Source organism: Bifidobacterium callimiconis (assembly GCF_003952005.1).
In the GTDB taxonomy this organism is placed as follows: domain Bacteria; phylum Actinomycetota; class Actinomycetes; order Actinomycetales; family Bifidobacteriaceae; genus Galliscardovia; species Galliscardovia callimiconis.
Map to the genome: position 1 here is coordinate 174,070 of NZ_QXGJ01000003.1, position 23,985 is coordinate 198,054.

At 63.2% G+C, this 23,985-nt stretch carries 18 protein-coding genes and 1 tRNA gene; 4 read left to right on the forward strand and 15 right to left on the reverse strand.

The features are described 5' to 3' along the window. Positions 1–19: 19 nt before the first annotated feature. Positions 20–1,216, reverse strand: coding sequence for an amidohydrolase (locus D2E23_RS04195; RefSeq protein WP_126029735.1), 1,197 nt, complete (start codon positions 1,214–1,216; stop codon positions 20–22). 310 nt (positions 1,217–1,526) lie between these two features. Here D2E23_RS04195 and D2E23_RS04200 point away from each other — a divergent pair, with 310 nt between their 5' ends. Then, a complete protein-coding gene (locus D2E23_RS04200; RefSeq protein WP_126029736.1) occupies positions 1,527–2,171 on the forward strand; it encodes an alpha/beta hydrolase in 645 nt (214 codons plus the stop codon). A 53-nt stretch (positions 2,172–2,224) separates the two neighbouring features. Here the strand turns inward: D2E23_RS04200 and proC are convergent, their stop codons facing one another. The 4 genes from proC to D2E23_RS04220 form a co-directional block, all read right to left on the reverse strand. Beyond that, entirely contained in the window at positions 2,225–3,034 is an 810-nt protein-coding gene (gene proC, locus D2E23_RS04205) for a pyrroline-5-carboxylate reductase (protein ID WP_126029737.1), read from the reverse strand. 125 nt (positions 3,035–3,159) lie between these two features. After that, positions 3,160–3,759, reverse strand: coding sequence for a TetR/AcrR family transcriptional regulator (locus D2E23_RS04210; RefSeq protein WP_126029738.1), 600 nt, complete (start codon positions 3,757–3,759; stop codon positions 3,160–3,162). A gap of 92 nt (positions 3,760–3,851) precedes the next feature. After that, complete coding sequence (locus D2E23_RS04215; RefSeq protein WP_126029739.1) at positions 3,852–4,673, reverse strand: ABC transporter permease; 822 nt, start codon at positions 4,671–4,673, stop codon at positions 3,852–3,854. Continuing rightward, the gene (locus D2E23_RS04220; RefSeq protein WP_241227207.1) at positions 4,670–5,395 is read right to left on the reverse strand and encodes an ABC transporter ATP-binding protein; all 726 of its coding nucleotides are present in this window, start codon (positions 5,393–5,395) and stop codon (positions 4,670–4,672) included. The genes D2E23_RS04215 and D2E23_RS04220 overlap by 4 nt, the downstream gene beginning before the upstream one ends. A 230-nt stretch (positions 5,396–5,625) precedes the next feature. On the opposite strand from D2E23_RS04220, the gene D2E23_RS04225 reads away from it, so the two are divergent. From D2E23_RS04225 to D2E23_RS04235, 3 genes are all read left to right on the forward strand, one after another. Beyond that, the gene (locus tag D2E23_RS04225) at positions 5,626–6,273 is read left to right on the forward strand and encodes a DedA family protein (protein ID WP_126029741.1); all 648 of its coding nucleotides are present in this window, start codon (positions 5,626–5,628) and stop codon (positions 6,271–6,273) included. Positions 6,274–6,385: 112 nt separating this feature from the next. Continuing rightward, positions 6,386–7,099, forward strand: coding sequence for a response regulator transcription factor (locus D2E23_RS04230; RefSeq protein ID WP_126029742.1), 714 nt, complete (start codon positions 6,386–6,388; stop codon positions 7,097–7,099). A gap of 40 nt (positions 7,100–7,139) precedes the next feature. Then, positions 7,140–8,399, forward strand: coding sequence for a sensor histidine kinase (locus tag D2E23_RS04235; protein ID WP_126029743.1), 1,260 nt, complete (start codon positions 7,140–7,142; stop codon positions 8,397–8,399). Positions 8,400–8,687: 288 nt separating this feature from the next. On the opposite strand, the gene D2E23_RS04240 is transcribed toward D2E23_RS04235, so the two are convergent. From D2E23_RS04240 to cas5e, 10 genes are all read right to left on the reverse strand, one after another. Beyond that, positions 8,688–8,760: transfer RNA gene (locus D2E23_RS04240), tRNA-Ala, on the reverse strand. A gap of 413 nt (positions 8,761–9,173) precedes the next feature. Beyond that, positions 9,174–11,246, reverse strand: a complete 2,073-nt coding sequence (locus tag D2E23_RS04245; RefSeq protein WP_126029744.1) for a GTP-binding protein — start codon at positions 11,244–11,246, stop codon at positions 9,174–9,176. Between the two features lie 157 nt (positions 11,247–11,403). Beyond that, positions 11,404–12,264: an amidohydrolase family protein gene (locus tag D2E23_RS04250; protein ID WP_164520665.1), complete on the reverse strand. Its 861-nt coding sequence runs from the start codon at positions 12,262–12,264 to the stop codon at positions 11,404–11,406. Between the two features lie 548 nt (positions 12,265–12,812). Beyond that, positions 12,813–16,127, reverse strand: a complete 3,315-nt coding sequence (gene ileS / locus D2E23_RS04255; RefSeq protein ID WP_420897290.1) for a mupirocin-resistant isoleucine--tRNA ligase — start codon at positions 16,125–16,127, stop codon at positions 12,813–12,815. 463 nt (positions 16,128–16,590) lie between these two features. After that, on the reverse strand, positions 16,591–19,608 hold the full coding sequence (locus tag D2E23_RS04260; protein ID WP_126029747.1) for an InlB B-repeat-containing protein: 3,018 nt from the start codon (positions 19,606–19,608) through the stop codon (positions 16,591–16,593). Between the two features lie 414 nt (positions 19,609–20,022). Then, positions 20,023–20,487, reverse strand: a complete 465-nt coding sequence (locus tag D2E23_RS04265; RefSeq protein WP_126029748.1) for a hypothetical protein — start codon at positions 20,485–20,487, stop codon at positions 20,023–20,025. A 473-nt stretch (positions 20,488–20,960) separates the two neighbouring features. Continuing rightward, positions 20,961–21,320 (reverse strand): type I-E CRISPR-associated endoribonuclease Cas2e, encoded by a 360-nt coding sequence (gene cas2e, locus D2E23_RS04270; protein ID WP_126029749.1) that lies wholly within the window; start codon positions 21,318–21,320, stop codon positions 20,961–20,963. Beyond that, the gene (gene cas1e, locus D2E23_RS04275; protein ID WP_126029750.1) at positions 21,317–22,444 is read right to left on the reverse strand and encodes a type I-E CRISPR-associated endonuclease Cas1e; all 1,128 of its coding nucleotides are present in this window, start codon (positions 22,442–22,444) and stop codon (positions 21,317–21,319) included. Before cas1e ends, cas2e begins: the two co-directional genes overlap by 4 nt. 64 nt (positions 22,445–22,508) lie before the next feature. Next, positions 22,509–23,177: a type I-E CRISPR-associated protein Cas6/Cse3/CasE gene (gene cas6e / locus D2E23_RS04280; protein ID WP_126029751.1), complete on the reverse strand. Its 669-nt coding sequence runs from the start codon at positions 23,175–23,177 to the stop codon at positions 22,509–22,511. After that, positions 23,174–23,983 (reverse strand): type I-E CRISPR-associated protein Cas5/CasD, encoded by an 810-nt coding sequence (gene cas5e / locus D2E23_RS04285; RefSeq protein ID WP_126029752.1) that lies wholly within the window; start codon positions 23,981–23,983, stop codon positions 23,174–23,176. Before cas5e ends, cas6e begins: the two co-directional genes overlap by 4 nt. Between the last annotated feature and the right edge of the window lie 2 nt (positions 23,984–23,985).

A 23,985-nucleotide genomic window follows, 5' to 3' on the forward strand; every position in this document is an offset into this window, starting at 1 on the left:
ATGGGTCTCTTTCTTGTCCTCAGTCGTTCTCGTTCGTACAGTCCGCATGGCCGTCCGTCGGTTCGGCCAGTTCCACGAGCGCGCGTTTGGCGATGGCCGTCAGGAAGTGCACACCGGCGATGATGCCGTGCGGGTCGGGCGCGAAGGTGGGGCCGTGCGGCGCGTTCGTGTCGCCGGCGCCGATGCGGACGAACAGTCCGGGGGCGTGGTCGAGGTAGTACGAGAAGTCCTCTCCTCCGAGGTCCGCCCAGCCGGGACGGGTCTCGAGTCCTTCCTCGGCTGCGATTTCGCGGCCGACCGCCGCCCAGTGCGCGTTGTTGTCGACGGATGGCGAGCCGAAGAACCACTGTACGCTTGCGGTTACCCCGTAGGCGGCGGCCGTGTTTTCGATGATGCGTACGGCGCGGTCCTTGGCGATCTGCCGGTCGGCGCGTTCGGTGGTGCGTACGGTGCCTTCGAGGAACGCTTCGGACGGCAGCACGTTCCATGTGTTGCCCGCTTCGAGGTGGGTGATGGACAGCACAGCGGGGTGCACGGGGTCGATGTTGCGGCTGACGACGGTTTGCAGCGACTGCACGATGGCCGCCGCGGCGACGATCACGTCGTCGCCCTTGGTGGGTTCGGCGGCGTGCGTGCCGTGTCCGCGCACGGTGACGGCGAACTTGTCGACGGCGCCGGACGTGCCGCCCTCCTTGATGTAGATGGCGCCTACCTCGCCGGGGGCGTCGTGCGTGCCGAAGAACGCCTGCACGTCGTCCAGTGCGCCGGTGTTGAGCACCTGCACGGCGCCGGTGGGGCGTTCCTTGGTGGCGCGTCCCTCCTCGGCCGGCTGGAAGATCACCTTGATGGTGCCGGCGAGATCGTCGCGCACGGCGTGCAGTTCGATGGCGGCGCCGAGCGCGACGGTGAGGTTGAAGTCGTGTCCGCAGCCGTGCATGTATCCCGTGTGTTCGGACGCGTACGGCAGGCCGGTGTTTTCGGTGATCGGCAGTCCGTCGATGTCGCCGCGCAGGGCGATCACCGGGCCGGGCCGCCCGCCGCGGATGATGGCGATCAGTCCGGTCTTCAATCCGGTGTTGAGGATTTCGATGCCATGCTCCTCCAGTATCCGCCGAATGTGTTCGGTAGTGGCGTGCTCCTCGTATGACGGTTCCGGATGCCGGTGGAACCACCGGTAGTGGTCCAGCAGGCTCTGTTCCAAAGCCGTTGCGCTCATGGGATCGTTCCTTTTTTCTGGTCGGGTTTCTGGTCGGTCGACGCGGGCCGGACCGTTCGTGGCACGCCCCGCGAATCATGCAATATATCCATGTAATACCGTTTCGTAACGCTTGACAACGCAACGGCTATACGTAGAACTTATGGACGGTTCGAAACCGTTCGTCTGCTCGCGGCCATACCCTGAAGTCAGGCCGTGGGCATATCACATACCGGGACGGCCGGTCGGCATTCCGATATCCGTCGGTCCGCGACCGGATACGCCCGTATGGAATGCCCACGACGATCACAACCAACGAAGGACGATACTGATGGATATCCCCAAGGCTCTGACCCGCATTCGCGGCAACGTCAACACCCCGGTGTTCGTACTGCTGCACGGATGGGGTTCAAATGAATATGATCTGCCGGATCTGCTGCGCTTCTGCGCGCCGGACGCCGACTACGCGTCGCTGCGCGCGCCCATCGAATACGGTATGGGCTACACGTGGTTCGGCACGTGGGATCATGAGGGCGTGCCGTCGGGCGCATCGTTGGACGAGCAGGCGCTGGCCGCGGCCGAGGCGGTGGACCGTTGGGTGGCCGCCAACGTCGATGAATCCCGCCGCGTGGTGGTGATGGGCTTCTCGCAGGGCGGCCTGCTGGCCGGCCACATGCTGCGCGTGAACCCCGAACGATACATGGCCGCCGTCTGTTTCTCCGGATGGCTGGCGCCTGGCGCCGTGCCGGGAGACGAACGCCTGAAGGCGCTCACTCCCCCGGTGTTCTACGGTCACGGCGGAGCCGACACGATCTTCACGCCCGACGAACTAGCAGCCATGAGCGGGTTCTGGAAGACCCACGGCACGCTCACCGAGAAGATCTACCCCGGCATGGAGCACAGCATTAACATGCCGGAGATGCGCGACGTGTCGATGTTCCTGCAGTCTATCGGCGCGGCACGGCCGACGTTCTAGCGAATCGCGCGGCGACGGTAACGGTTGCCGCGCGATTCGGCTGTAGTTGTCGACTACAGTTCGCGGGAACGCTGGGCGGCGGCGGACACGGCCTTCATCACCGTGCCGCGGAATCCGGCCTCCTCGAGCACCGCGTAGCCGGCGATGGTGGTGCCGGCGGGCGAGGTGACCATGTCCTTCGCCTGCGCCGGCGTCATGTTCTTGTCCAGAATCAGCTTGGCCTCGCCCAGGCAGGTCTGTGCGGCCAGACGGTATGCGGTTTCGCGGGTCAGGCCCTCCTTGAGGCCACCGTCGGCGAGCGCCTCGATGAACATGGCCACGAACGCGGGCGCACTGCCGGACAGGCCGGTCACCGCGTCGATGAGATGCTCGGGCACGAATTCCACGATGCCGATGGATTCGAACAGTTCCTTGGCGAACGTCTTCTCGGCGTCCGTGAAGTCGCTGTCGGAGCTCAGGGCGAAGGCACCGGCGCCCACCAGTGCGGGCGTGTTCGGCATCAGGCGCAGCACGCGCGGAGTGCCGTCCACGGTGGTGCGGATGCGTTCGGCGGTCACGCCGGCCATGATCGAGAGCACGGCCTTGCCGTCGAACGAGCCGCAGTTCGCGGCGGTGTCGACGAACGACTGCGGCTTGACGGCCAGCAGGATCATGTCGGACGATTCGACGACCTCGCGTTCGCTGGACGCCGCGGTCAGGCCGAGGTCCTTCGCGCGGGCGATGGCGCTCGCATTCGGGTCGTAGATGGTCACGGATGCGGGTTCGACCACGTGGTGCGCCACCGCGCCGCCGATGATCGCGCCACCCATGTTGCCGAAGCCGATCACGCCGAGGCGCGGGGCTGCTGCCGTGTTGTCTGCCATGTCAGGTCCTTTCGTTGAAATGTTCCGGCCGATTCTCTCGACGCCGGGGCGTTACCGGACGGTTCCTCCCCTATCGGAACGTTGTGCCGCGGCAGTCATCCCAAGCTCCGCGACTGGAACGTAGTCTAGTTTTCGTTTGTGAACGGCTGGGATACGGATGCGATGCGGCATACGCCCTCGCGGATGTCGTCCTCGCTGAGCGGCGCGGTCGACAGTGCGCAGTGGATGGAGAAGCCCTCGATCATCGCGTCGAGCATCTGCGCCGTACGCGGGTCGAAGAACCGTCGCAGCTGTTCGCGACTGCGGCCCATCCACCGGGTGGTGATGTCGCGGTAGGCGGGGTCACGCGCGGCCAGCGTGTAGAACTCGAGGTTGAGGCTGAGATCGTGCTGGTTGCGGAACACGTCGTCGACGATCGTCCGCACCACGGCCTCGCAGGCCTCCTCCCGACTGGAGATCCCGGCGAAACGCTCACGCATGCGGCATACGCTGTCGTCGGCGAAGCGTTCGAACGTCTGGTGCAGCAGATCGTCCATGCCGTCGAAGTAGTAGGTCATGGATCCGAGCGGCACGCCGGCCGCGGCGGCGACCACGCGATGCGAGGTGTCGGCCACGCCCCTGTCCGCGATCACGTCGAGGCACGCCTCGATGATCCGGTTCCTGCGTTCGGGGTCGCCGCGTAGTTCCCCGCGTCGCGCATGATTGCCGTGTTCAGATTCCGTCATGTCGTCCCGTCCATTCCCCACGCCGTATGGTCGTCGTCTCCCTGTACATGTGTACACGACAAGGCGGATAACGGACGGTCGCCGAACGAATTCTACAGGTCGGTACGCAGACGATGGTTCTCGGTGAACGCCACGCGGTAGACGAGCATCACGATCAGGGTGTCGGCGAGCGCGGTGAGCGACGAGATGACGGCGAGCACGACGAACTGGTATCGCGCGGCCTGCACCGGGTCACCGCCGGCGATGATCTGGCCGGCCATCATGCCCGGGATGAGCACGATGCCGCTGGACGCCAGTTGGGCGATGGTGGGGATCAGTCCCAGGCGCACGGCCGAGGTGATGGACGGCATGGCCGCTTCCAGCGGCGTGGCGCCCCAGGCGAGCATAGTTTCGATCTCGTAGCGGCGGGTGCGCATGTCGTCGAACAGTCGGGTGATGGCCACGGCGATGGCGGACACCACGTTGCCGAGCAGCATGCCGACCATGGTGACCACCACCTGCGGCGCGTACCACGGCTGAGGCCGGATAATGAGCTCCACGACCACGGAGAACATGAGCACGGCGCTGGCCAGCAGGGTGAGGAACACGGGCGGCACGAGCCCCTTGGGCAGGCCGCTGCCGCGGGTGAGGGTGATCTGCACGGCGGCGATGATCATCACGCCGAGCAGGGCGAACACAAGCCACCACTGGTTTACCTGGATCACGTAGCTGATGATCAGGCCCATGGCCAGCAGCTGCACGAGCGAGCGCACGGTGGCCCACAGCAGGCGGCGTTCCACGCCGAGCTTGAGCACCGCGGAGATCACGGCGGCCAGGGCGACCAGCAGCAGGGCCACCAGCAGGCCCCAGTTGTCGATCGGATAGTCGGATGCGGCGCCTTCCGTGCCGGTGACGAGTACGTCGTTAATGTTCATGCCTGCGCCTCCGTATCGGTCGTATCGGTCGTATCGGTCGTATCGGTCGTATCGGTGTCGTTCGACGCCGCGGTGGTCTTCGCGACGCCGACCGCGGCTCTGCCTGTAACGTCTGTCAGCACGCCATCGGCGAGCTCCAGCGTGCGCATGGCCATGCCGTCCGGCTCGCGATGCCGCACACGGCAGACCGCCATGCCCTCGTCCGCCGCACGTTTGAGCAGATGTGCGGCACGCATGGCGTTGTCCGGATCCAGTCCGGCGTCCACCTCGTCGGCGAGCAGCACCTTCGGCCCGGTTAGCAGCGTACGCAGCAGACAGACGCGCGCCTGCTGGCCCACGGACAGGTCCTGCGGCGAACGGTCAAGCTCTACGTCATCGAGGCCAATGTCATCCAGCGCGCGGCGCAACGTATCGTCGTCGGGCACGCGGACCGACGAATCACGACGGACCCGCAGCGTGAACGGGTAGCGGATCGCCTCGGCCACGGTCCCGCCCATCAGCACCGGACGCTGCGGCACGTACGCCACCTGCGTGCGCCACTGTTCGGGCGTGAACCCGTCGGCGGACCGGCCGTCGAGCGTCATCGTGGCATCGGCGTCGGCGTTGAGCTGCGCCATGCATTCCATCAGCGTGGACTTGCCGGAGCCCGACGGGCCGACCAGGTCGACGATCTGCCCTGCGTACAGCGTCAGCGACAGTCCGGCGAAAATATCCTTTTGCACATCCCCATGCCGCACATGGCATCGGGCATCGGTCACCTCAAGCACCGGCCGGGGCTCGCCAACCTGTCCCACCGGTCGATCATTCCTCTCTATTTCAGTCATGTCTTCAGCTTAGAACCGTTCCCCCATATACGTTCCGGCGATTCTCAGCGCTTTCTGAGAACGCGTGCCGCAGTCTTGAATCATCAATCATCACGGCAACATCAACAACTCATCGTAAGGATTTCGACATGCCCAGTTTTCTCAGTCCGGAATTCATCATCTCCGCGGCCGGCCCGTGGGCGCTGATCATCTCCGCGCTCATCGTGTTCGCCGAAACCGGCCTGCTCGTCGGCTTCTTCCTGCCCGGCGACTCGCTCGTATTCCTGCTCGGCATGGTCTCCGCCGCCACCGCACTGCCCGACTCGCCGCTCGCCCACACGCCGCTCGCGCTCATCTGCGTGGTCATCGGCATCGCCGCATTCGTGGGAGACCAGACCGGCTACGAGCTCGGCCGCAAGGGCCGCGACAGTCGTCTCCTGCAATCGTGGACGCAAGGCAAGAACGCGGAACGACTCGAACGCGCGCATTCGTTCTTCGTCAAGTACGGCTACAAGGCCATCATCCTCGCCCGCTTCGTGCCGATCCTGCGCACCTTCACCCCGTTCGCCGTGGGCCTGACCCACTACGACCACAAAAAGTTCATCTCCGCGAACCTGATCGGCACGCTCATCTGGGGACTCGCCCTGCCCACGCTCGGCCACCAGCTCGGCCGCGTCAGCCTGATCGCCAACAACATCGACGCGGTGTGCATCATCATCGTGCTGATCTCCGTGATGCCGCTCGTGGTCAAGGGCATTCGCTCCGCGATCGCCTCGCGTGGCGCTACGCAGGCGTGAAACAATATCAGTGAATACGCCGACTTCCGGATGACGAACGCCGCACGGGCAGTCCGCACCGTGCGGCGTTCGGCGTATCCGGGAACAACGGAAAAATCGAGGGGAGACGATCATGGCCGACGACGCATCGACACCGTACGCGCTCGCCGATCCGGAGAAGCTGCTGCAGCCGTCCGTGCTGTTCATCGAGGACGATCCACGCATCGGCGCGATCACGTCGGAGATCCTCGGCGAACACTATCGCGTGGACTGGGTGACGACCGGCGCGGAGGGGCGCAGCCGACTGTTCGGCATGACGTATGACGTGGCGATCGTGGATCGTCGACTGCCCGACGCCGACGGGCTCGAACTGGTGCGAGAGGCGCGCGGCAGCGGCATCACCACGCCCGTGCTCATGCTCACCGCGCTGGGCAGCGTGGACAACATCGTGGAGGGACTGGACTACGGCGCCAACGACTACCTGACCAAGCCGTTCCACTTCGAGGAGCTGGAGGCCCGTCTTCGCGCGCTGCTGCGAGGCTATCGCGCCGAACAGAAGTCCTACGACATCGGCGACTGGCGTCTGCTGCCGCAGTCGGGCATGATCGAAAGCCCCGACCTGCAGCGGGTGACGCTCACCCGCGCGGAATGCACGCTGCTGACCACGCTCTGCTCGTCGCCGCAGCACGTGTTCTCCCGCGCCGAACTGCTACGACTCGTGTTCAGCGAAAGCGACACCGAAGGCACGATCGACACATACGTCTCGTACATTCGGCAGAAGACCACCCGGCACATCATCGACACCGTGCGCGGCCACGGGTACATCATCGGCGAGCCGCGTGACTAGCGGCCAGCGTTATTCGTTCCATCCAGTGAAACAGGATCATATGAACACTCTCACAGGCGTCTCCTCATCGGTCTCCGCCGAATCCTCTGCATCGACGAACGGTGGCCGCCGCAGCGATGATCGTCACGGTCTGAAACCGCGGATCAAACGTCTGGTCACGCGCGTGCTTGGCGATCGGGCCGCCACCAGCATCAGTCTGCGCATGACGCTGGCCATGACCGTCATCACGTTGATCGGCGCCGGCTGCATGATCGCCGGCGTGCTGCTCGGCTCCAGGCATGAGTTCAGCGAGCGCGGCATCGATCCGAACGATGTGAACGCGGCGGCGTCGGCCGTGGGCACGTGGGTGATCGACCAGAAGAAGGCGCTGGCGTTCATCGTGCTGTTCGCGGTGGGCATCATCGTGGCCACGGCGTTGGTGGGCTGGTATTTTTCGCAGCGTGAGCTCGCACCGCTGCACGAGGCGCTGCGATTGCAGAAGAACTTTGTGGCCGACGCCAGTCATGAGCTGAAGACGCCGTTGACGGTGATCAGCTTGCAGACCGATCTCATCGAATACCGGCAGTCGCGCGGCATGCCGATCGACGACGCCGTGAAGCAGTTGCGCGGCGATGTGGATCGTATGAACGACATCATCAACGATCTGCTGCTGGCCGCGCAGGGAGCACAGAAGCCCGAGCCGGTGGAATTGCCCAGTGTGATCGCCGAGGCCGTGGAAACCGTGCGGCTGCTGGCCGACAGCCGGCATGTGACGATCGACTGGGATGATGTTGCGGGCGGTGTCCGTGCTGAGACCGGTGCCGACGGTGCGGGCGCTGCCGGTTCGGGCGCTGATGGTTCGGATGCTGCCGGAGTCGAGGCGAAGACGGGCGGCACCGTAACGGGGCCAGGTTCCAAGACCGATGCGAGCAATGTCAGCGCGTCGGGGAAGCCGATCACGGTGCTTGGCGGGCGGTTCGGTCTGATGCGCTGCATCGTGGCCGTGCTCGACAATGCGATCGCTCACTCCCCCGACGATTCGCACATTCGCGTGACCGCATACACGACCGGTGCGTCGCTGCGTGGCAGCGGGCGCGAGGCGGTGATTCTGGTGAGCGATCATGGCACCGGCATCGGCGGGGATCCGGAGCGCCTGTTCCAGCGGTTCGCGCGGTCCGACGACGGCACCGCGCATCAGGGGTATGGTCTGGGGCTTGCGCTGGCGCGCGACGTGGTGTCCCGCTACCACGGGTGGATCGACGTGGAGTCCTCGTCGCCGTCCGGCACCACCATGCGCATCACCATGCCGCTGGCGGAGTAGGCGCGAGGCGCGCGTTCGCTGCTGCGGGCGCGGGGCTGTTGAGGTGCACGATTTGGGGCGTCGAATTCCCGAAAATCGACCCGAAAACGGGATATTGACGCCCCAAAGAGCGGATGCTCCCGCATGATGGGACAAAACCGAGCTTCGGTTCCACGATGCGGATGGAATACGCCCGAAGGCCCCCGTGAGACCGACGCGGAGACCAAGACACGGACTGCGGGGACGGCCCGGATCGTACGGAGAAATTGAAAAAGGTCCGGGACCCATTCGGATCCCGGACCTCGTCCGTGGAGCTAGGGGGATTCGAACCCCCGACCCCCTCCATGCCATGGAGATGCGCTACCAGCTGCGCCATAGCCCCGTCAGTCAGATGGCCATCGGCCACAACCAACCGGTCGTTTCGACTTGAGACATATTACGCAACCACCCGAATCCACGCAACCTTCGGCGTGTCTCGACCGGGCTCCCCGATCCAGAAACCAAACCTGGGAGCCGAAACACGACACCGCGAGTCCTCACAAGCCACCAAATACGTCGTGTTTCGACCACCAAACTTTCGACTACCAAACCTGGGAGTCGGAATACGACACCGTGAACCTTCACACAGCATCTCATCCGTCACGTTTCGACTCCCAAGTTTCCAGCCGCCAGCATTCCCTACGAGTCGCCGCACCCGTCGCGCCTAGACCATCAGGCTGGACCACCAGCATTCCCGACGTCACGACACGGCAGCAACGTCCGGCCCCCTTCAGCTCGCGCCGTAGCGTACCGCGATCACAGCGCACGCAGTTCGAGATGAGCGTGCGCGTCGACGTCGCTCCACTTGACCGGATATCCGGCACCATGCGCGCAGAACACCGAATCGGGCGTGTTCTCCAGATCGGATTCGGGATCGTAGTTCACGCGTTCGATCACCGCTTCGGCATCGTGGCAGAGGCGATACCCGCCGAACGTGCAGCTGATCTGCCCCTGCCCATGCGTGTACGCGTTGACGTCCATCGCATAATCGCGCATCTCGGAGACCGGCGCCGTGCCGGACAGCACCGCGTACTCCCCGTCGTTCGTTGGCGGATCGAACTCGCCGCTCATGCGCTGCACGTCGGCCATGGCCCGTCCGAGCATGTCCTGCGGCACTTCGAGACGGAATTCGTACCACGGTTCGAGCAGTCGGCAATTCCCGTCGCGCTTCGCCTTCATCAGGCCCTGACGGATCGCACGATACGTGGCCTGACGGAAGTCGCCGCCCTCGGTGTGCTTCTCGTGGGCACGGCCGTTGATCAGCGTGATGCGCATGTCGGTGATCGGGAATCCCGCGAGCACGCCGAGATGCTCCTTCTCCGCCAGATGGGTGAGCACGAGCCGCTGCCAGTTGCGGTCGAGCACGTCGAGACTCAGATCCGAGCCGAAGCTCACCCCACTCCCCTCGTCCGCAGGTTCGAGCAGCAGATGCACCTCGGCATAGTGCCGCAGCGGTTCGAAGTGTCCCACGCCTTCGACGGGTGCGGTGATCGTCTCCTTGTACAGGATGCCGCCAGGGCCGAAATCGATGTCGAGCGAGAAGCGGTCGTACATGATCTGCCGGATGATTTCCAGCTGCACAGCGCCCATGAGCTGCACGTGGATCTCCTGCAATCGTTCCTGCCATGCGACGTGCAGCAGCGGATCCTCGTCGTCGAGTTCGCGCAATGCGGCGAGCACCTTGTGCACGTCGTTGTCGCCGGGCAGCACGGTGTAGGTGAGCACTGGTTCGAGCGCGGGCTCGCCAGCATCGGATTCCATGCCCAATCCCTCGCCGGGGAACGTGTGCGTCGGCCCTGTCACCGCGACCACAGAACCGGCGGGAGCCTCGTCGACGAGCGTGAACTTCGCGCCGGAGTATACGCGCACCTGATCGGCCTTCTCATGCCAGATTTCGGCGCCGCCGTTTCCGACCGCCTCGCCGACGGCCCCGTCACCGTTCCCGTCTGCGGCATCGGGTCGTTCGTTCGTCAGTACGCTTTTGACCGGCAGCACTCCCCCGGTCACCTTCAGCCATGTCAGCCGTCCGCCCTGCTTGTCGTGCGAGATCTTGAACACGTGCGCACCGAACGCGTCGCCATGATCGGGCTGACGGACGAGTGCGCGCAGACCGTGCAGAAAATCGTCGACGCCCTGCAGTTTCAATGCGGATCCGAAATAACAGGGAAAGATCCTGCGCTCGGCGATCAGACGACGAACGGTGTCTCCGGACAGCGCGCCCTGCTCAAGGAATTCGTCCATGGCGGATTCGTCCTGCATGGCCATGGTCTCCTGAACGTCGTCGGGCAGCTGCGGGAATCCATCGCCGGGCATATCGCCACCGCCACCGTTGCCGTCATCACCGGAGCCACCGTCGAGCCCGGCGAACGGCACACACGCGTCGGAGAACCGTGCGCGCATCTGCGCGAGGATGCCGGCGCCGTCCGCGCCCACGGCATCCATCTTGTTGACGAACACGAACGTGGGCACATGGTATCGGGCCAGCAGTCGCCACAGCGTCTCCGTGTAGCCGCGCACGCCATCGGACGCGCTGACGACGAGAATCGCATAGTCGAGCACGCGCAGGGTGCGTTCCATTTCGGCGGAGAAGTCCACGTGGCCGGGGGTGTCGAGCAGGGTGATGCGCAGATCGTCGAGGTCGATCACCGCCTGCTTGGAGAAGATGGTGATGCCGCGCTGCTTCTCCATGGCATCGGTGTCGAGGAACGCGTCGCCATGGTCCACGCGGCCGAACGAGCGGATCTGCCCGGACCGGTACAGCAGTCCTTCGGACAGCGTGGTCTTGCCTGCATCCACGTGGGCGAGGATGCCCACCACAACCTGTTTCATCGTCACCTCGGCGTACTTCGGACCCATCGATCATGCGGCGGGCGTGCCTGGAATCGGCGTGCCGTCGCGAATCATCACGAATACAGTACCGTCACCTGTGCACCGTGCCAGGCGGACCGCACGTCCGACGGCCGACGGACGCAGGGGATGTTGCAGGTCAGAGGCCGAGGATCTTCGCCGCGGTGTCGTGCAGCACCTTGCGTTCGGACGCCGGGTCGAGATGCCAGTCGCGGATGTTTTGCACGCCCTGGGCGATCGGTCCGAGCGGGAACGACGAGCCGAACAGCACCTGGTCGGGGATCATGCGTTCCGCGGCCTGGCGCAGTTCCGGCGACGCGTTGCCGCGCGTGCCCTCGAAGTCGGCCAGCAGGTACAGGTTCGTGTTCATGAATGCGATCGGCACCATTTCGGCGACCCATGGCCATCCGGCGTGCGCGGCGACGAAGATGAGGTTCGGGAAGGCGGTGACCACGCGGTGGATCTGCCGAGGAATCGTGGGATCAATGAGGTCGCTGGCGAACGCGCTGACCGTCGCCAGCACCGGCAGGCCGAGTTCCTGCAGTCGTGCGTAGATCGGGAAGATGCGCTCGTCGTCGAAGCGTACGTCGTTGCCGCCAAGCGGTTCGATGGACACGCCCTTGGCCCCGCGAGCCACGACGTCCCGTTCGATCACGTCCAGCGCCTCCTCCGGTCTGGCCACGTCGAGGAAGGGGAACACGAGGAACCGCTGCGGGTCGCGGGCGGCGTAGGCGAACAGTTCGTCGTTCGTGGTGTCGTATACCTTGCGTCCGGGCAGCACGGCCTTGACGACATGCGCCTCGTCGAGCTCGCGGCTCAGCGAATCGTAGCTGCGGTCGATGGCGGCGTCGGTGACGTCATAGCCGAAGCCGGAGAAGAACCTGCGGACCATCGTCTCCGAAAAGCCCTTGTCGTAGTGTTCGGAGAACGGTCGCAGACGAAAGTCGATGACGGGACCAAAGTCCGTAGTGTTCGATGATGCGGTGGTTGCGATGGCCAAGATTCCCCCAATCTCGCGGTGCCATTGTGTTTTCATTGCGCCGGATTTGCAGTGTTTTTACGGTGCGAATCCGCGGCGTTGGGGTCAACGCTAGACGAGGGGTCGGGCCGGTTGAACGGGGAATCCATATTCCGGGCCATGTGGGTCATACGCAATAGTGATGCCCGGTTCAAGAACAGCGGCCTCATGGGCTTGGGTGTGGATTCCGGGCACGGATGCGGGTCAAATTGGAGTCAGCGGCCTCGATTCCGGTGCCGGAAGGAGACCGGAATGTTCGTTTTTCCTCGTATGCGCTATCGTCCGGAGGTCCGGTTCATCGAACGCCGGTACACAAAACGCAGATACCGAAAATACAACGTTGATTTTTCAACGCTCGATTTTCGGTATCTGCGTTTTGTGCAATATCCGGTTTGGAGACCGGCATTCCGATCGAACATTGCCTGACGCAATCGCTCAAAAATCGATCAGAAAACGAACAGTGGCCCCGAACAGCTCAGTGACGATGCGTCACGGAACCGTTCGGGGCCACTGTCAGAGCGTCAGATCACTCACGCCTTGGCGACGGTCACGCCGATCTCCTTGGCATCGGCGTCGGCGGTGATCTCCACGCCGGCCTCGGCCAGAGTCTCCGCGGCGATCAGGTCGCGGAACTGCTCGGCCTTGGGGGCGTCGGCGGCGGGCAGCGTCAGCTTCAGCGAGATGCGATCGGCGATGTCGAGACCGGCGTCCTTACGGGCGTCCTGCACGGCGCGGATCACGTCGCGGGCGTAGCCCTCGGCGATCAGGTCGTCGTTCAGCTCGGTGTCGAGGATCACGAAGCCGCCGGTCGGCAGCGCGGAGGACACGGAGTTGGCGGCCTCATGCGCGTTCTCCTCCTCCACGCGGTTGATCAGCTCGTACTCGCCTTCGACGAGCGCGATCTCGCCGTTCGGGGTCTCCGCCACGGGAGCGCCGTCGGCACCCACGTGCCAGGCACCGGTCTTGGACGCCTTGATGGCAAACTGGACGTCCTTGCGCAGGCGCTTACCGGCCACGCGGGCGTTCACCTTGAGCTCGTGGACGATCTTGAGACCCTGGGAGCCGGCGTCCTCCATGGTGCAGAACTCGATGTCCTTCACGTTGAGCTCGGACTTGAGGATCTCGGCGTATGCCTTGACGGCCTCGGCATCCTCTACCACGACGGTGAGCTTGGCGAGCGGCTGGCGCACGCGGATCTTCTGCGCCTTGCGCAGCGACAGCGTGCCGGACACGACTTCGCGCACCTTCTCCATGGCGGCGACGAGCTTGTCGTCGGCCACGAGGACCTTGCCCAGCTCGGTCGGCTCGCCGGTCTTCTCATCGGCGAGGAACGGCCAGTCGGCCAGATGGACGGACTCGCCGCCGGTCAGGCCGCGCCAGATCGTCTCGGTCTCCATCGGGGCGAGCGGGGCCATCACGCGGCACAGCACCTCGAGCACGGTGTACAGGGTGTTGAACGCGTTGACGTCCTCCTGCCAGAAGCGATCACGGGTGTTGCGGATGTACCAGTTGGTGAGCACGTCGATGAAGTCGCCCACCTCGTCGCACGCGTCGGAGATGGCGAACGTGTCGAGCGAATGCTGCACGCCGGCGACCAGCTTGCGCAGACGGGCCAGCAGGTAGCGGTCCATCTCCGGCAGTCCGGCCACCTCGTCGGCGGTGAGCGTGCGGGCGTCGAAGCCCTCGCCCTTGTTCGCGGCGTTCGCGTACAGGGTGAAGAAGTAGTAGGAGCTCCACAGCGGCAGCATGACCTGACGCACGGTGTCGCGGATGCCCTCGGCGGTGACGATCAGGTTGCCGCCGCGCAGGATCGGGGACGACATGAGGAACCAGCGCATGGCGTCGGAACCGTACTTGTCGAACACGCCGTTGACGTCCGGGTAGTTGCGCAGGTGCTTCGACATCTTCTGGCCGTCGGAGCCGAGCACGATGCCGTGGCAGATCACGTTCTTGAACGCCGGGCGGTCGAACAGGGCGGTGGCCATCACGTGCAGCAGGTAGAACCAGCCGCGGGTCTGGCCGATGTACTCGACGATGTAGTCGGCCGGGAAGTGCTGCTCGAACTTCTCCTTGTTCTCGAACGGGTAGTGGAACTGCGCGAACGACATGGAGCCGGACTCGAACCAGCAGTCGAGCACGTCAGAGATGCGGTGCATGTGGCTCTTGCCGGTCGGGTCGTCCGGGTTGGGGCGGGTCAGGTTGTCGATCCACGGACGGTGCATGTTGATGTTGCCGTCCTTGTCGCGCGGGTAGTCGCCGAAGTCGGCCTTGAGCTCCTCGAGGGAGCCGTACACGTCCACGCGCGGGTACTTCGGATCGTCGGACACCCACACCGGGATCGGGGAGCCCCAGAAGCGGTTGCGGGAGATGGACCAGTCGCGGGCGTTGGCGAGCCACTTGCCGAACTGGCCGTCCTTCACGTTCTCCGGGATCCAGTTGATCTCCTGGTTGAGCTCGAGCAGGCGCGGCTTGATCTTGGTCACGGACACGAACCAGGAGCTCACCGGCTTGTAGATCAGCGGGGTGGCGCAGCGCCAGCAGTGCGGGTAGGAGTGCACGTAGCTCTTCTCCTGGAAGAGGATGGCGCGCTTCTCCTCCGGGATCTCGGCGAGCGGGCCGTCACCGGCACGCAGGTTGCGCAGAATCGGCAGGTTGGCATCGAACACGAACATGCCCTCGTACTCGGGGCACTGCGAGGTGAACTTGCAGCCGGCGTCGAGCACGTCGGTGCTCTTGATACCCTTGGCGTTGAGCGTGTTCATATCGTCCTCGCCGTAGGGGGCCTGGTGGACCAGACCGGTACCTTCGACGGTGTCGACGTAGTCAGCGGTGAAGATCGTGTAGCCGTTCGGGCCGGGGACGTTGCCCTCGGATTCGGCGGTCTCGCCCGAGAAGTACGGGAACACCGGCCAGTAACGCCAGCCCTCCATCTCGGAGCCCTTGAGCTCGCGCACGATCTCGTAGTTCTCGCCGAGTTCCTTCTCGTAATGCGGCAGCAGGGCCTTGCCGAAGTAGAACTTCTTGCCGGCGAACTTGCCTTCGGTCGGCTTCACCTCAACGTAGTCGATGTCGGCGCCGACCACGATCGCGAAGTTGGTGGGCACGGTCCACGGGGTGGTGGTCCAGAACACGGCGTAGGCGTCCTCGTCGCGCAGCTTGACGGCTACGGAGACGGTGGTGTCCTGACGGTCCTGGTACACGTCGGCGTCCATGCGCAGCTCGTGCGCGGACAGCGGGGTGCGGTCCTTCGGGCAGTACGGCAGCACGCGGTAGCCCTGGTAGGCCAGGCCCTTCTCGTACAGCTGCTTGAACGCCCACATCACCGACTCCATGTACGGGATGTTCAGGGTCTTGTAGCCGTGCTCGAAGTCCACCCAGCGGGCCTGACGGTGCACGTAGTCCTGCCATTCGTTCGTGTACTTGAGCACGGAGGCACGGCAGGCGTCGTTGAACTTGTCGATGCCCATCTCCTCGATCTGCTCGACCGAGTCGATGCCAAGCTCCTTCTGCGCCTCGAGCTCGGCGGGCAGGCCGTGGGTGTCCCAGCCGAACACACGATTGACCTTGCGGCCCTTCATGGTCTGGTAGCGCGGGATCACGTCCTTGGCATAGCCGGTCAGCAGATGGCCGTAGTGCGGCAGGCCGTTGGCGAACGGCGGGCCGTCGAAGAACACGAACTCGTTCTGGCTGTGGTCGCCGGAGGGGTTGCGCTCAACGGACTTCTGGAAGGTATCGTCCTTGTCCCAATAGTCGAGGGTCTTCACCTCGAGATCGGGGAAGCTGGGATTCGGGGCCACGTGCTCCAGGCTGGAGTCGGCCGCAGCCTTCGGGAACTTATTGCTCACCGCTGGTCTCCTCATTCACAGTGTCACCATTACTACTGCTACGAGGACGACCGGATGCTACGACGTGTGAAACATGCTGACCGCACGCAACGTTTGTGCATGCGAACGCGCTCGCCGCCGGGCACCGACCGCGGTACCACCTCGCTTGCCGCACCGATGTCCCGAAACCTCGTGGAACGGTGATGCGACCGCTTGTCTAGGGCTGTGTCGGGCCCACCCGCCGGGTCTAATAAGCCGCGTATCCCGCCCGCCATGCCGAGGATGTGAACCAGACACTGGCGATGGCGAACGCGCGACCGTTCTTCCGGAAGCTCCCCGCTGATAACGGATCGATGCTTACCACGTCACATGATAACACCGGTTGCGGAAGGCAAGAGCCTGCGTGGCGAATCAGCGGACGTGACGGCGCGGACAAAGGCCATTCCGTCACGTCCGTGGTTCAGTGAACCGTTCGGGATCGGTATCAGCGACGAGCCCTGCGACAGTTGATCACGAAAGCGCTTCCGACAATCAGCGCAAACGCGGCGAACACGCCCACGCCGGCGACTGCGGTGCCGGTGGCGGAGAGTCTGTTCGTCTTCTTCGCAGACGTCGTCTGCGGGTTCTTGATCGTCTTATTCGCGTTGGGCTGGGCGTTCTGCGTGGCGGCTGTGGCGTTGCCACCGTTGCCGTCGGTCTTGCCGCCGTTGCCACCATCGGTGGTCTCTCCGCCCGGCTGATCCGTGCCGTCACCAGGCTGGTTCGGCTCACCGGAACCGCCATCGGAGGCGTCCGTCTTCTCGAACACGGCCTGGATCGCCACATCCTTGTTGGTCATGGCAAAGGCGTTGTCCTTCACGTCGACGCCGCCGTACAGCACCTTCCACTCCTTGAGACGATAGCCGTCGTTGGGCTTGGCGGCGAGGGTCACCCGCTCCCCCTGCGCGGCGGTCGTCACGTCAGCCGATGCGGTGCCGTTGCCGTCGTCGTTCACCGTGATCGCGTACTTTACCTTCTGGGTATTGGGGGTTCGCCACAGCTGCGTGCCGTAGAACGGGTTGGCCGTGCCGATCAGCAGATAGTCGCTGGTCTTGGCGAAGATACGCAGACCGTGGTTGTACCGGTCTCCGAAGCCGTTGTTGGTCACGGTCTCAACGTTCACCTTGCCGTCCTTGTCGCTGACCGCATACAGGTCGAATCCTCGCTTGGACGTCTTGAGATACTTGACCGACTTCGCGTATGCCTGCAGGTTCTCCTTGGTGGTGAGCTTGAGCAGCATGTCGTACAGCGGCTTCAGATTGTCGGGCACCGTGATCTTGGCGTATTCGTCGAGCAGCTGCGCGTAGGCGTCACGGAACTGTGCACCGTCGGAGGCCTTGGCGCCGATCAGGGAGTCAAGTGCGTTGAGTTGGTTGTTGAGATCGTTGATCTGGTCGGTGAGTGCAGTGTCGTCGAGGGAACCGGGGACGATGTCGCCGTCCGTGATGCCTTTGACAAGTTCGGTAGTTTGATCGTCAGTTAGACTGACCTTGGTCGCAGAGTCCTTTCCGGACTTGGAGTCGAGCGACAGCGTCTGCGGCATGGTCTGCTTCTTGCGGTCGGATGCCTGGGTCACGGCGCTGGCGACAAGATCAGCGGCGGCGCCGGAGTCCGTATTGGCGGAATCGGCACTGCGGGCAGAGAACATGGCGGCTCCCGACGCGTCGCCTCCGTTCGCGGCATCCTTGCCGGAGTTCGCAGCATCCTTGATCAGCAGTTCAAGGAACACGCGCAGATAGTTGATCTGCTTCTTCCATTCGTCCGGAGTCATGTGGATCAGATCGCCGTTGGTGAACTGCGCGATCGGCTCGAGCAGGGTGGTCGTGTCCATCGTGCCGATGTACAGCTTGCCTTCGTAGACGGTGGCCTGCCACGTGTACTGGTTCATGTGCGAACCGTATCCGGTGCCGGTGCCGGAGATGCCGCCCTTGGGGAACATGTCCGTGGGATCGCCCACCACGAGTTCGATGTTCTCATCAGCGTCCATGCGGTACAGGTTGATCGACTGCTCGAGATTGGTGGCCTGGGTGGTGAAGTTCTTCTGCAGCACGAAGCCCTGCAGCGCACTGGAGACGTCGTTGTAGTCGCCGATGTAGAGGTGGCCGTTGTATTTGACGAGCGTGGCCGCGCCGGCACTGATGCGCGACGGGTCGATGCCGTACGTGTACCTGGCGCCCTTGGCGGTGTCGCCCACCACGCGGCTCCATGTCCAGCTGGAGCGTTCAGTCGGGTCGCCGTTGACGGTGCCACGCCAGATGGAGAACGCCCGCTTGGTGCCCTGCGCGTTCTGGTTGGCGGGCGTGCCCGTGCAGACCACCACATACAGCTGCCCGTTGTATTCGATCGCCTGGTAGATGCCGCCGCCACCGTTGACGTCGGTACGATGCCATGCCGGTTCCCCGCCGAAGTCCTCCATCGTGGCGATGGTCTTGAACGAGTCCTTGCCCGCAGACGGATCCTTGGATGCGGTCAGGAAGACACCGTCGTTGTCAAGCGCGCCTGCGATGAGCGTGCCGTTGAAGTCGGCGATCGCACGGGTGGACGTGAACACGTTGTCGGCGATGAGCTTGTCATAGCGGGTCTTGCCGGCCTCGCTCGTCGCCTTGTCGTCGGAAAGGATGCCGAGCGCGTCGTACACGCAGGTGATCCGGTCGTTGTCCTCCGGATCGATCTGGTAGATCACGGGGAAGCCGTTCTGTCTGGCCAGTGCGGTGGCGAGCTCCTTCTGGTTCAGATGCGTGGTGTCGACGATCATGCCCACAAAATAGATCTTGCCGTTCAGCACAAGCGCATCACGGAACGTGGGCATGACGCCTGTTTCGCGAGACATGAGGATCTTCATCTCGCCGGTCTTCACGTTCACCTTGACCAGGATGCCGCCAGCCTGCATGCCGTCAGGCTCGCCCATGTACAGGTTGCCGTTGTACATGGTGTCCATGGCGGCCTTCATGGCCTCGGCCGACATGCCGGGAACGCTGTAGTTGAGAATATTGGCGATGCCAAGACCGCCGTACATGGTGTTGATGTACACCCAGTCGCCGTAGACGGCAGACGCATAGCTGTACGATTGGCCGCGGGAGCCGTTGCCCTCCTGGCTCACGCCCTGCTCGTACGGTCTGACCAGTCCCTTGCCGGCGTAGTCGACGATGCCGTCGTTGGTCTCCACGCCAGAGCCGGCGTGGGAGATCTTGCTGAACGTCATGCCGTCGCCGGTGTAGGTGGCGACGGGGCTGAGCGCGGATGCACCGGTCTTGGTGGCGGCGGGGGCAGCGGACGCGGCAGGGGCGATCATCATGGCGAGCGCAGCCGTGATCGCGGCGAACGTTCCCGCCACACGACGGATGGCGTGAGCACGTGCCCCAGACGTCCCTCGATCCGCGCGGCCCTTCTCCGAGCGGATGGCGTGATCATCCCGTCTCTTGACGGGAGCGGATGAATCTTCGACATGGCTGTTTCTGACCATGGATCTTCCTTCTTCAATGTTGCGTGGCCGACTCGAATGACGGGGGTACTGCTTGTTATGGATTCGTCACCGGGCCGCACTGACAGACTTCGTCAGCATCGTATTGCGATTATTGAATTATCGTGGTCCTCTTCCTCGGGATGACCAAGCAACAGCGTACCCCTACGGGGTTACATGACAAATATTGGAGGGCATGACGGGAACCGGCCAAGGATATTCAACAATGTCAAAAAATAACGCATGCGGACCACGCCGTCCGCACTCTTCCTACGGATTCCGGTTCACGCGATGAAAGCGCATACGAATCGTGAACTGGATCGTGAAACGGCAACAACCGAATCTCAACGTTTTGAAGACTTCAGCCAGTTCACGCCACGAAACCCCCGATAAAGCGTGAACTGGCCGTCGCGGTGCCTACGCCGCGTGATGCTTGCGATCGATCTCGTCCTGCAGCTTGAGCAGGTCGCGGATGGTGGAAAGCACGCGGAAGATGATCTCGCAACGATGGGAGGCCGCGCGTTCGCCGGTCAGATGCGTGTGGACGATCTCGCGCTCGTCGGCAGGCTCAGTGCCGTGCAGTGCCACATCCAGTCGGACGCAGAATCCGACGGCGAGGGACTTCTCATCCTCCGACGCCAGTTCATCATGCAGCTCAAAGGTCTTGTCCGTCGGATCCTCGTGCGTCAGCAGCGTGGCCAGCGCGGCGGGCACCGTCTCAATCTCCTGAGCCACATTGCGCAGTACGCGGATGATGCTCTGGTTGAGCTCGCCCTCCTCAACGGCCTCGATGAGGCGCTCCACATCCGTCACACGCAGATCGGCATGGCACTGCTGCCGGATATGCTTGCGGATCGCAAACACCATGACAAGGCCCAACATCGTGGCCTTCTTCTTGCCTGGTTCAAGGTGAGCATGCTGGGAATGACCGACCTGGGCCGACTGAAATGACTGTGTATCACGCGGAGTTTGCTGTTCACTTGCCATAGGCACCAGCCTAGTCCGCGGAACGCGGGAGGTCAGGCCAAGGTACGGTATGTGGGCTGATTAACAGTACGGAGCACGGCAATGTGGCGAAGACAGCGCAACGAATGACGATATTCCAAATGACATGATCGGCACGGACATGTTCGGGCAATCTTCGAGTTCTGAAGTGATTTGCTCCCTTTGCAGACACCTATCTCCAAGTTCTGAAGTACGCAGAGCATAAAACCGAAGTAGCAGCGCTGCAATTGCAACACTTATACTCCGGATTCCATGACTAGAGACTTCAGAACTTGGAGATTGATGTCTGCAAGACTCCTCAACCACGTCAGAACTTGGAGATAGCTGACAATCAAGATTCGCTTACACATCTACCGTCCAAACCGTCGGCGGCGGGAAGCGTTGCTCCAACCGGTTTTCGGCGTTTTGCGAGCGCCGTTGCTTCGCTGTTTCTGATTAGAGTTGGGACGCATGATGAGTTTCAGCCCGTCATAGTCGACCGGCTCCCATTCCTGACCGTGCGTGCGAAATTCCATGCCCTGCTCGTTATCAGAGGGATAGACCATGACGGCACGCCCTTTGCCGAGATTTTCCAGGATCTGCTCCCACAACAGTTCCCTCACACGTGTGGAGACCTTGCCCACGTATACGCCAGGTGAGATTTCGAACAGCCAACGAGTCAAATGGCCGCGCAGTCTTGGCGGGGAGACGGTCAGCACGATGACGATCATTCCGATCCTCCCGAATCCGTCTCGCTCTGCCCGTTATATTCCTCGCGTAGCGTCGCATCGCCGAAATCCTCGAACGAGTCGAATTCGCCGTCGTCGACGCTGACAGCGATCTCTGCTCCATCGGAAGCACCACTGGACACGATCGGGATATCCACGACATTGGAGTCATCCGCATCCGGTTCCGTCGAGTAGTTTCGCCCGCCGGCCTTGTACCCTGAGGCACCTGACCACAACTGCGTCGTGATATCCTTCACCGCCAACGGAACCTCCTCCAATTCCTCGGATGTCAGCAGCAACGACCGCACATCCCGAACGCATCGCTGGAGGAAACGACCATCCTTCATCCTGTCACGGATGCCACGGCGAGCTGCCACAGTCACGTCGGGTACCTGCTCGGCGACCAGATCGAAGGCTAGGGGAACAGTGATGTCCACCTTGTACAGATCCGCGATGTCGTATACGAAACTCCGCTCGTTGCGCGCATGAATGAATCCCAGTCCGGGCGAGCACCCCAACGCGACGATGACCGCATGCACCACACCGTACAATGCCGTGTTCGCCGCGGATAATGCGCGGTTCACCTCATCGGCGTTATCGAAATCCGTGGTCTTGTAGGACCGACCTGCCCATGGCACTCCGGTACGTTTCGACTCGCGTTCATACGCCCGGCGAACGCGCGTGCCCTCCTTGCCGAGCAGCTGCTGCATGGTCAATCCGTCGGTTTTCTCGTTCGGGAAACGCATGGCGTACATTCGCCGGGCGATCTTCACCCGGGTGCGTTCGGAGGAGACCAGTTTTGCCTGTGCTTCCAGCAGATGAGTGGATTGGGCGAGGGACGCACCGTGACAGTAGTAACGCACGCCGCGCTCCCCCACCCAGATGCATGTCGATCTTGACTCAGCCAACAGGCAGATCGCCGCATACGTGATGTTGCTGCCTGGTCCAAGCATCAACACGCTGAGCGCGGCCGCCGGTACATGGACGGTGCCACGCGAATCGGTGATCGTCACGGCGTTGTCCGCGCGATTGACCACGCAATGCTCCGTGTACAGGAACGTCAGTCGATCCTGTACTCGGACCAACGAGGTCAGCGGCGGCGGCTTGACTCCCGGGATCTTTGTCATCGTGCGACGTCTCCTTTCGCGATGTCATTGCGTACCGTGCACTGTGGCGACATTCATCGCCGTGTTACCGTCTCTTCGGCAACGGCACCAATGTCAGCAATCCGAAACCGTATCCCTTGGCCCGTCCGATACCACTGGTCAGCGCCTTGCGCAGCAGTTCGGGATCGTCGACGGCCAGCACCCCGTCATACGTGGCGGATGCGAGCGTGACCGTGCCTCCCTTGCGGGCGAAGTCGACCAGCCCGGAATCCCGGACCATGACCTCGGGCATCTCCAGTCGGTTGATGGGCATGTGGAATCCTGATTCGCGGGCCTTGCGGTACAGCCAGTTCAGCTGATCCTCCACCCTGACCAGTCCGACGCGTCGGCCGCGTTTGGAAAGGTCCCCGGATGCGATGGACTTCGTCGGATTGGCCTTCAGTCGGAAGCCCCACTCCTGGCCGATGCTCAGACCGTCGAGGAACGGTTCATATGCACAGGTGGCGATCTCCGCCGGCCCTACGCCGAATTCCTCGTGTAGCACCGTGGCGTCGGGAACCCCGTCGGACACGATGTAGAGACGGCACGGCTTTCCCGTACGTCCAGCATCCAACCGCCATATCGCACGGGAATCGACCATGCCTTGTGATTCCACGGATCGGGCGACGATCGCATGCAGTCGTTCCAATGACTGCATGGCCCACCGCGTATGCCGATGATTCGGATCGATCATGATTCGAGTGAATTGCGTCATGATTCCGCTCCCTCCGCATCGGCGACCGCGTTGAAGATCGCATCGTCGTCGAACACCGAACCTCCGGTTTCAGTGGCATCTACGGCGGTCGGCGAAACCGGTGCTGCAGAAGGCTCGCCCACCGTTGGTTCCGGCTTCGTATCCCCCGACAACCTGACGATGCGTCTCGGACGCCACTCACGACGCCTAGGATCGAAACTCACCGGTTCATCGGCGAGCGCGTCAACGAAACCGTCCTCCACCTGCTCACCGGCTCGCGGTTCCACCACGATTCGTGCGAAGCACCGTTCCGGAAACATTGCCTCGTTGCGCAACGCCTTGTGCTGATACCATTCGGAGGCCCGCCATGGTGCATGCCGCAGGGCGTCCTCCAATGATTCCTCGGATATCCATGTCTGAATGGGACCGTCGGGCGGGCAGGAGCGGCGGCCAAGAAATATCGGATAGTACGGCGAACGGAGTGCCTGCCGATAGTCCTCGAGCTGCCCTGCGTCATCGCCTTCCAGTCCGACGAGGAACACGGCATCCTGCAGATAGTAGCGGTTGGACAGCGGCATCATCACGCCACGCTCGTTACGGGCGGTCTGGTAATAGCGCAGCAACGTTCCCGGCTGATCGGCACGCGCTCCGAATCGCAATCCCTTGAATCGGTCGAGAGATTCACCGCGCCCAATGCCCAGCGCGGCCGCGATCATGCCGATGACGCCGCTTTTGGTCGGCATGCTTTCGGTTTCACGCCGTGTAAAACGGCTGCTGGCTCCCCATGACTGCAATGGGCCGGCCAGCCGCATCAACAATACCGTCATCG

Excerpts from the sequence above, each read along its gene's own strand:
- D2E23_RS04195 (WP_126029735.1), bottom strand. The coding sequence starts at position 1,216 with ATGAGCGCAACGGCTTTGGAACAGAGCCTGCTGGACCACTACCGGTGG.
- D2E23_RS04200 (WP_126029736.1), top strand. The coding sequence starts at position 1,527 with ATGGATATCCCCAAGGCTCTGACCCGCATTCGCGGCAACGTCAACACC.
- proC (WP_126029737.1), bottom strand. The coding sequence starts at position 3,034 with ATGGCAGACAACACGGCAGCAGCCCCGCGCCTCGGCGTGATCGGCTTC.
- D2E23_RS04210 (WP_126029738.1), bottom strand. The coding sequence starts at position 3,759 with ATGACGGAATCTGAACACGGCAATCATGCGCGACGCGGGGAACTACGC.
- D2E23_RS04215 (WP_126029739.1), bottom strand. The coding sequence starts at position 4,673 with ATGAACATTAACGACGTACTCGTCACCGGCACGGAAGGCGCCGCATCC.
- D2E23_RS04225 (WP_126029741.1), top strand. The coding sequence starts at position 5,626 with ATGCCCAGTTTTCTCAGTCCGGAATTCATCATCTCCGCGGCCGGCCCG.
- D2E23_RS04230 (WP_126029742.1), top strand. The coding sequence starts at position 6,386 with ATGGCCGACGACGCATCGACACCGTACGCGCTCGCCGATCCGGAGAAG.
- D2E23_RS04235 (WP_126029743.1), top strand. The coding sequence starts at position 7,140 with ATGAACACTCTCACAGGCGTCTCCTCATCGGTCTCCGCCGAATCCTCT.
- D2E23_RS04245 (WP_126029744.1), bottom strand. The coding sequence starts at position 11,246 with ATGAAACAGGTTGTGGTGGGCATCCTCGCCCACGTGGATGCAGGCAAG.
- D2E23_RS04260 (WP_126029747.1), bottom strand. The coding sequence starts at position 19,608 with ATGGTCAGAAACAGCCATGTCGAAGATTCATCCGCTCCCGTCAAGAGA.
- D2E23_RS04265 (WP_126029748.1), bottom strand. The coding sequence starts at position 20,487 with ATGTTGGGCCTTGTCATGGTGTTTGCGATCCGCAAGCATATCCGGCAG.
- cas2e (WP_126029749.1), bottom strand. The coding sequence starts at position 21,320 with ATGATCGTCATCGTGCTGACCGTCTCCCCGCCAAGACTGCGCGGCCAT.
- cas1e (WP_126029750.1), bottom strand. The coding sequence starts at position 22,444 with ATGACAAAGATCCCGGGAGTCAAGCCGCCGCCGCTGACCTCGTTGGTC.
- cas6e (WP_126029751.1), bottom strand. The coding sequence starts at position 23,177 with ATGACGCAATTCACTCGAATCATGATCGATCCGAATCATCGGCATACG.
- cas5e (WP_126029752.1), bottom strand. The coding sequence starts at position 23,983 with ATGACGGTATTGTTGATGCGGCTGGCCGGCCCATTGCAGTCATGGGGA.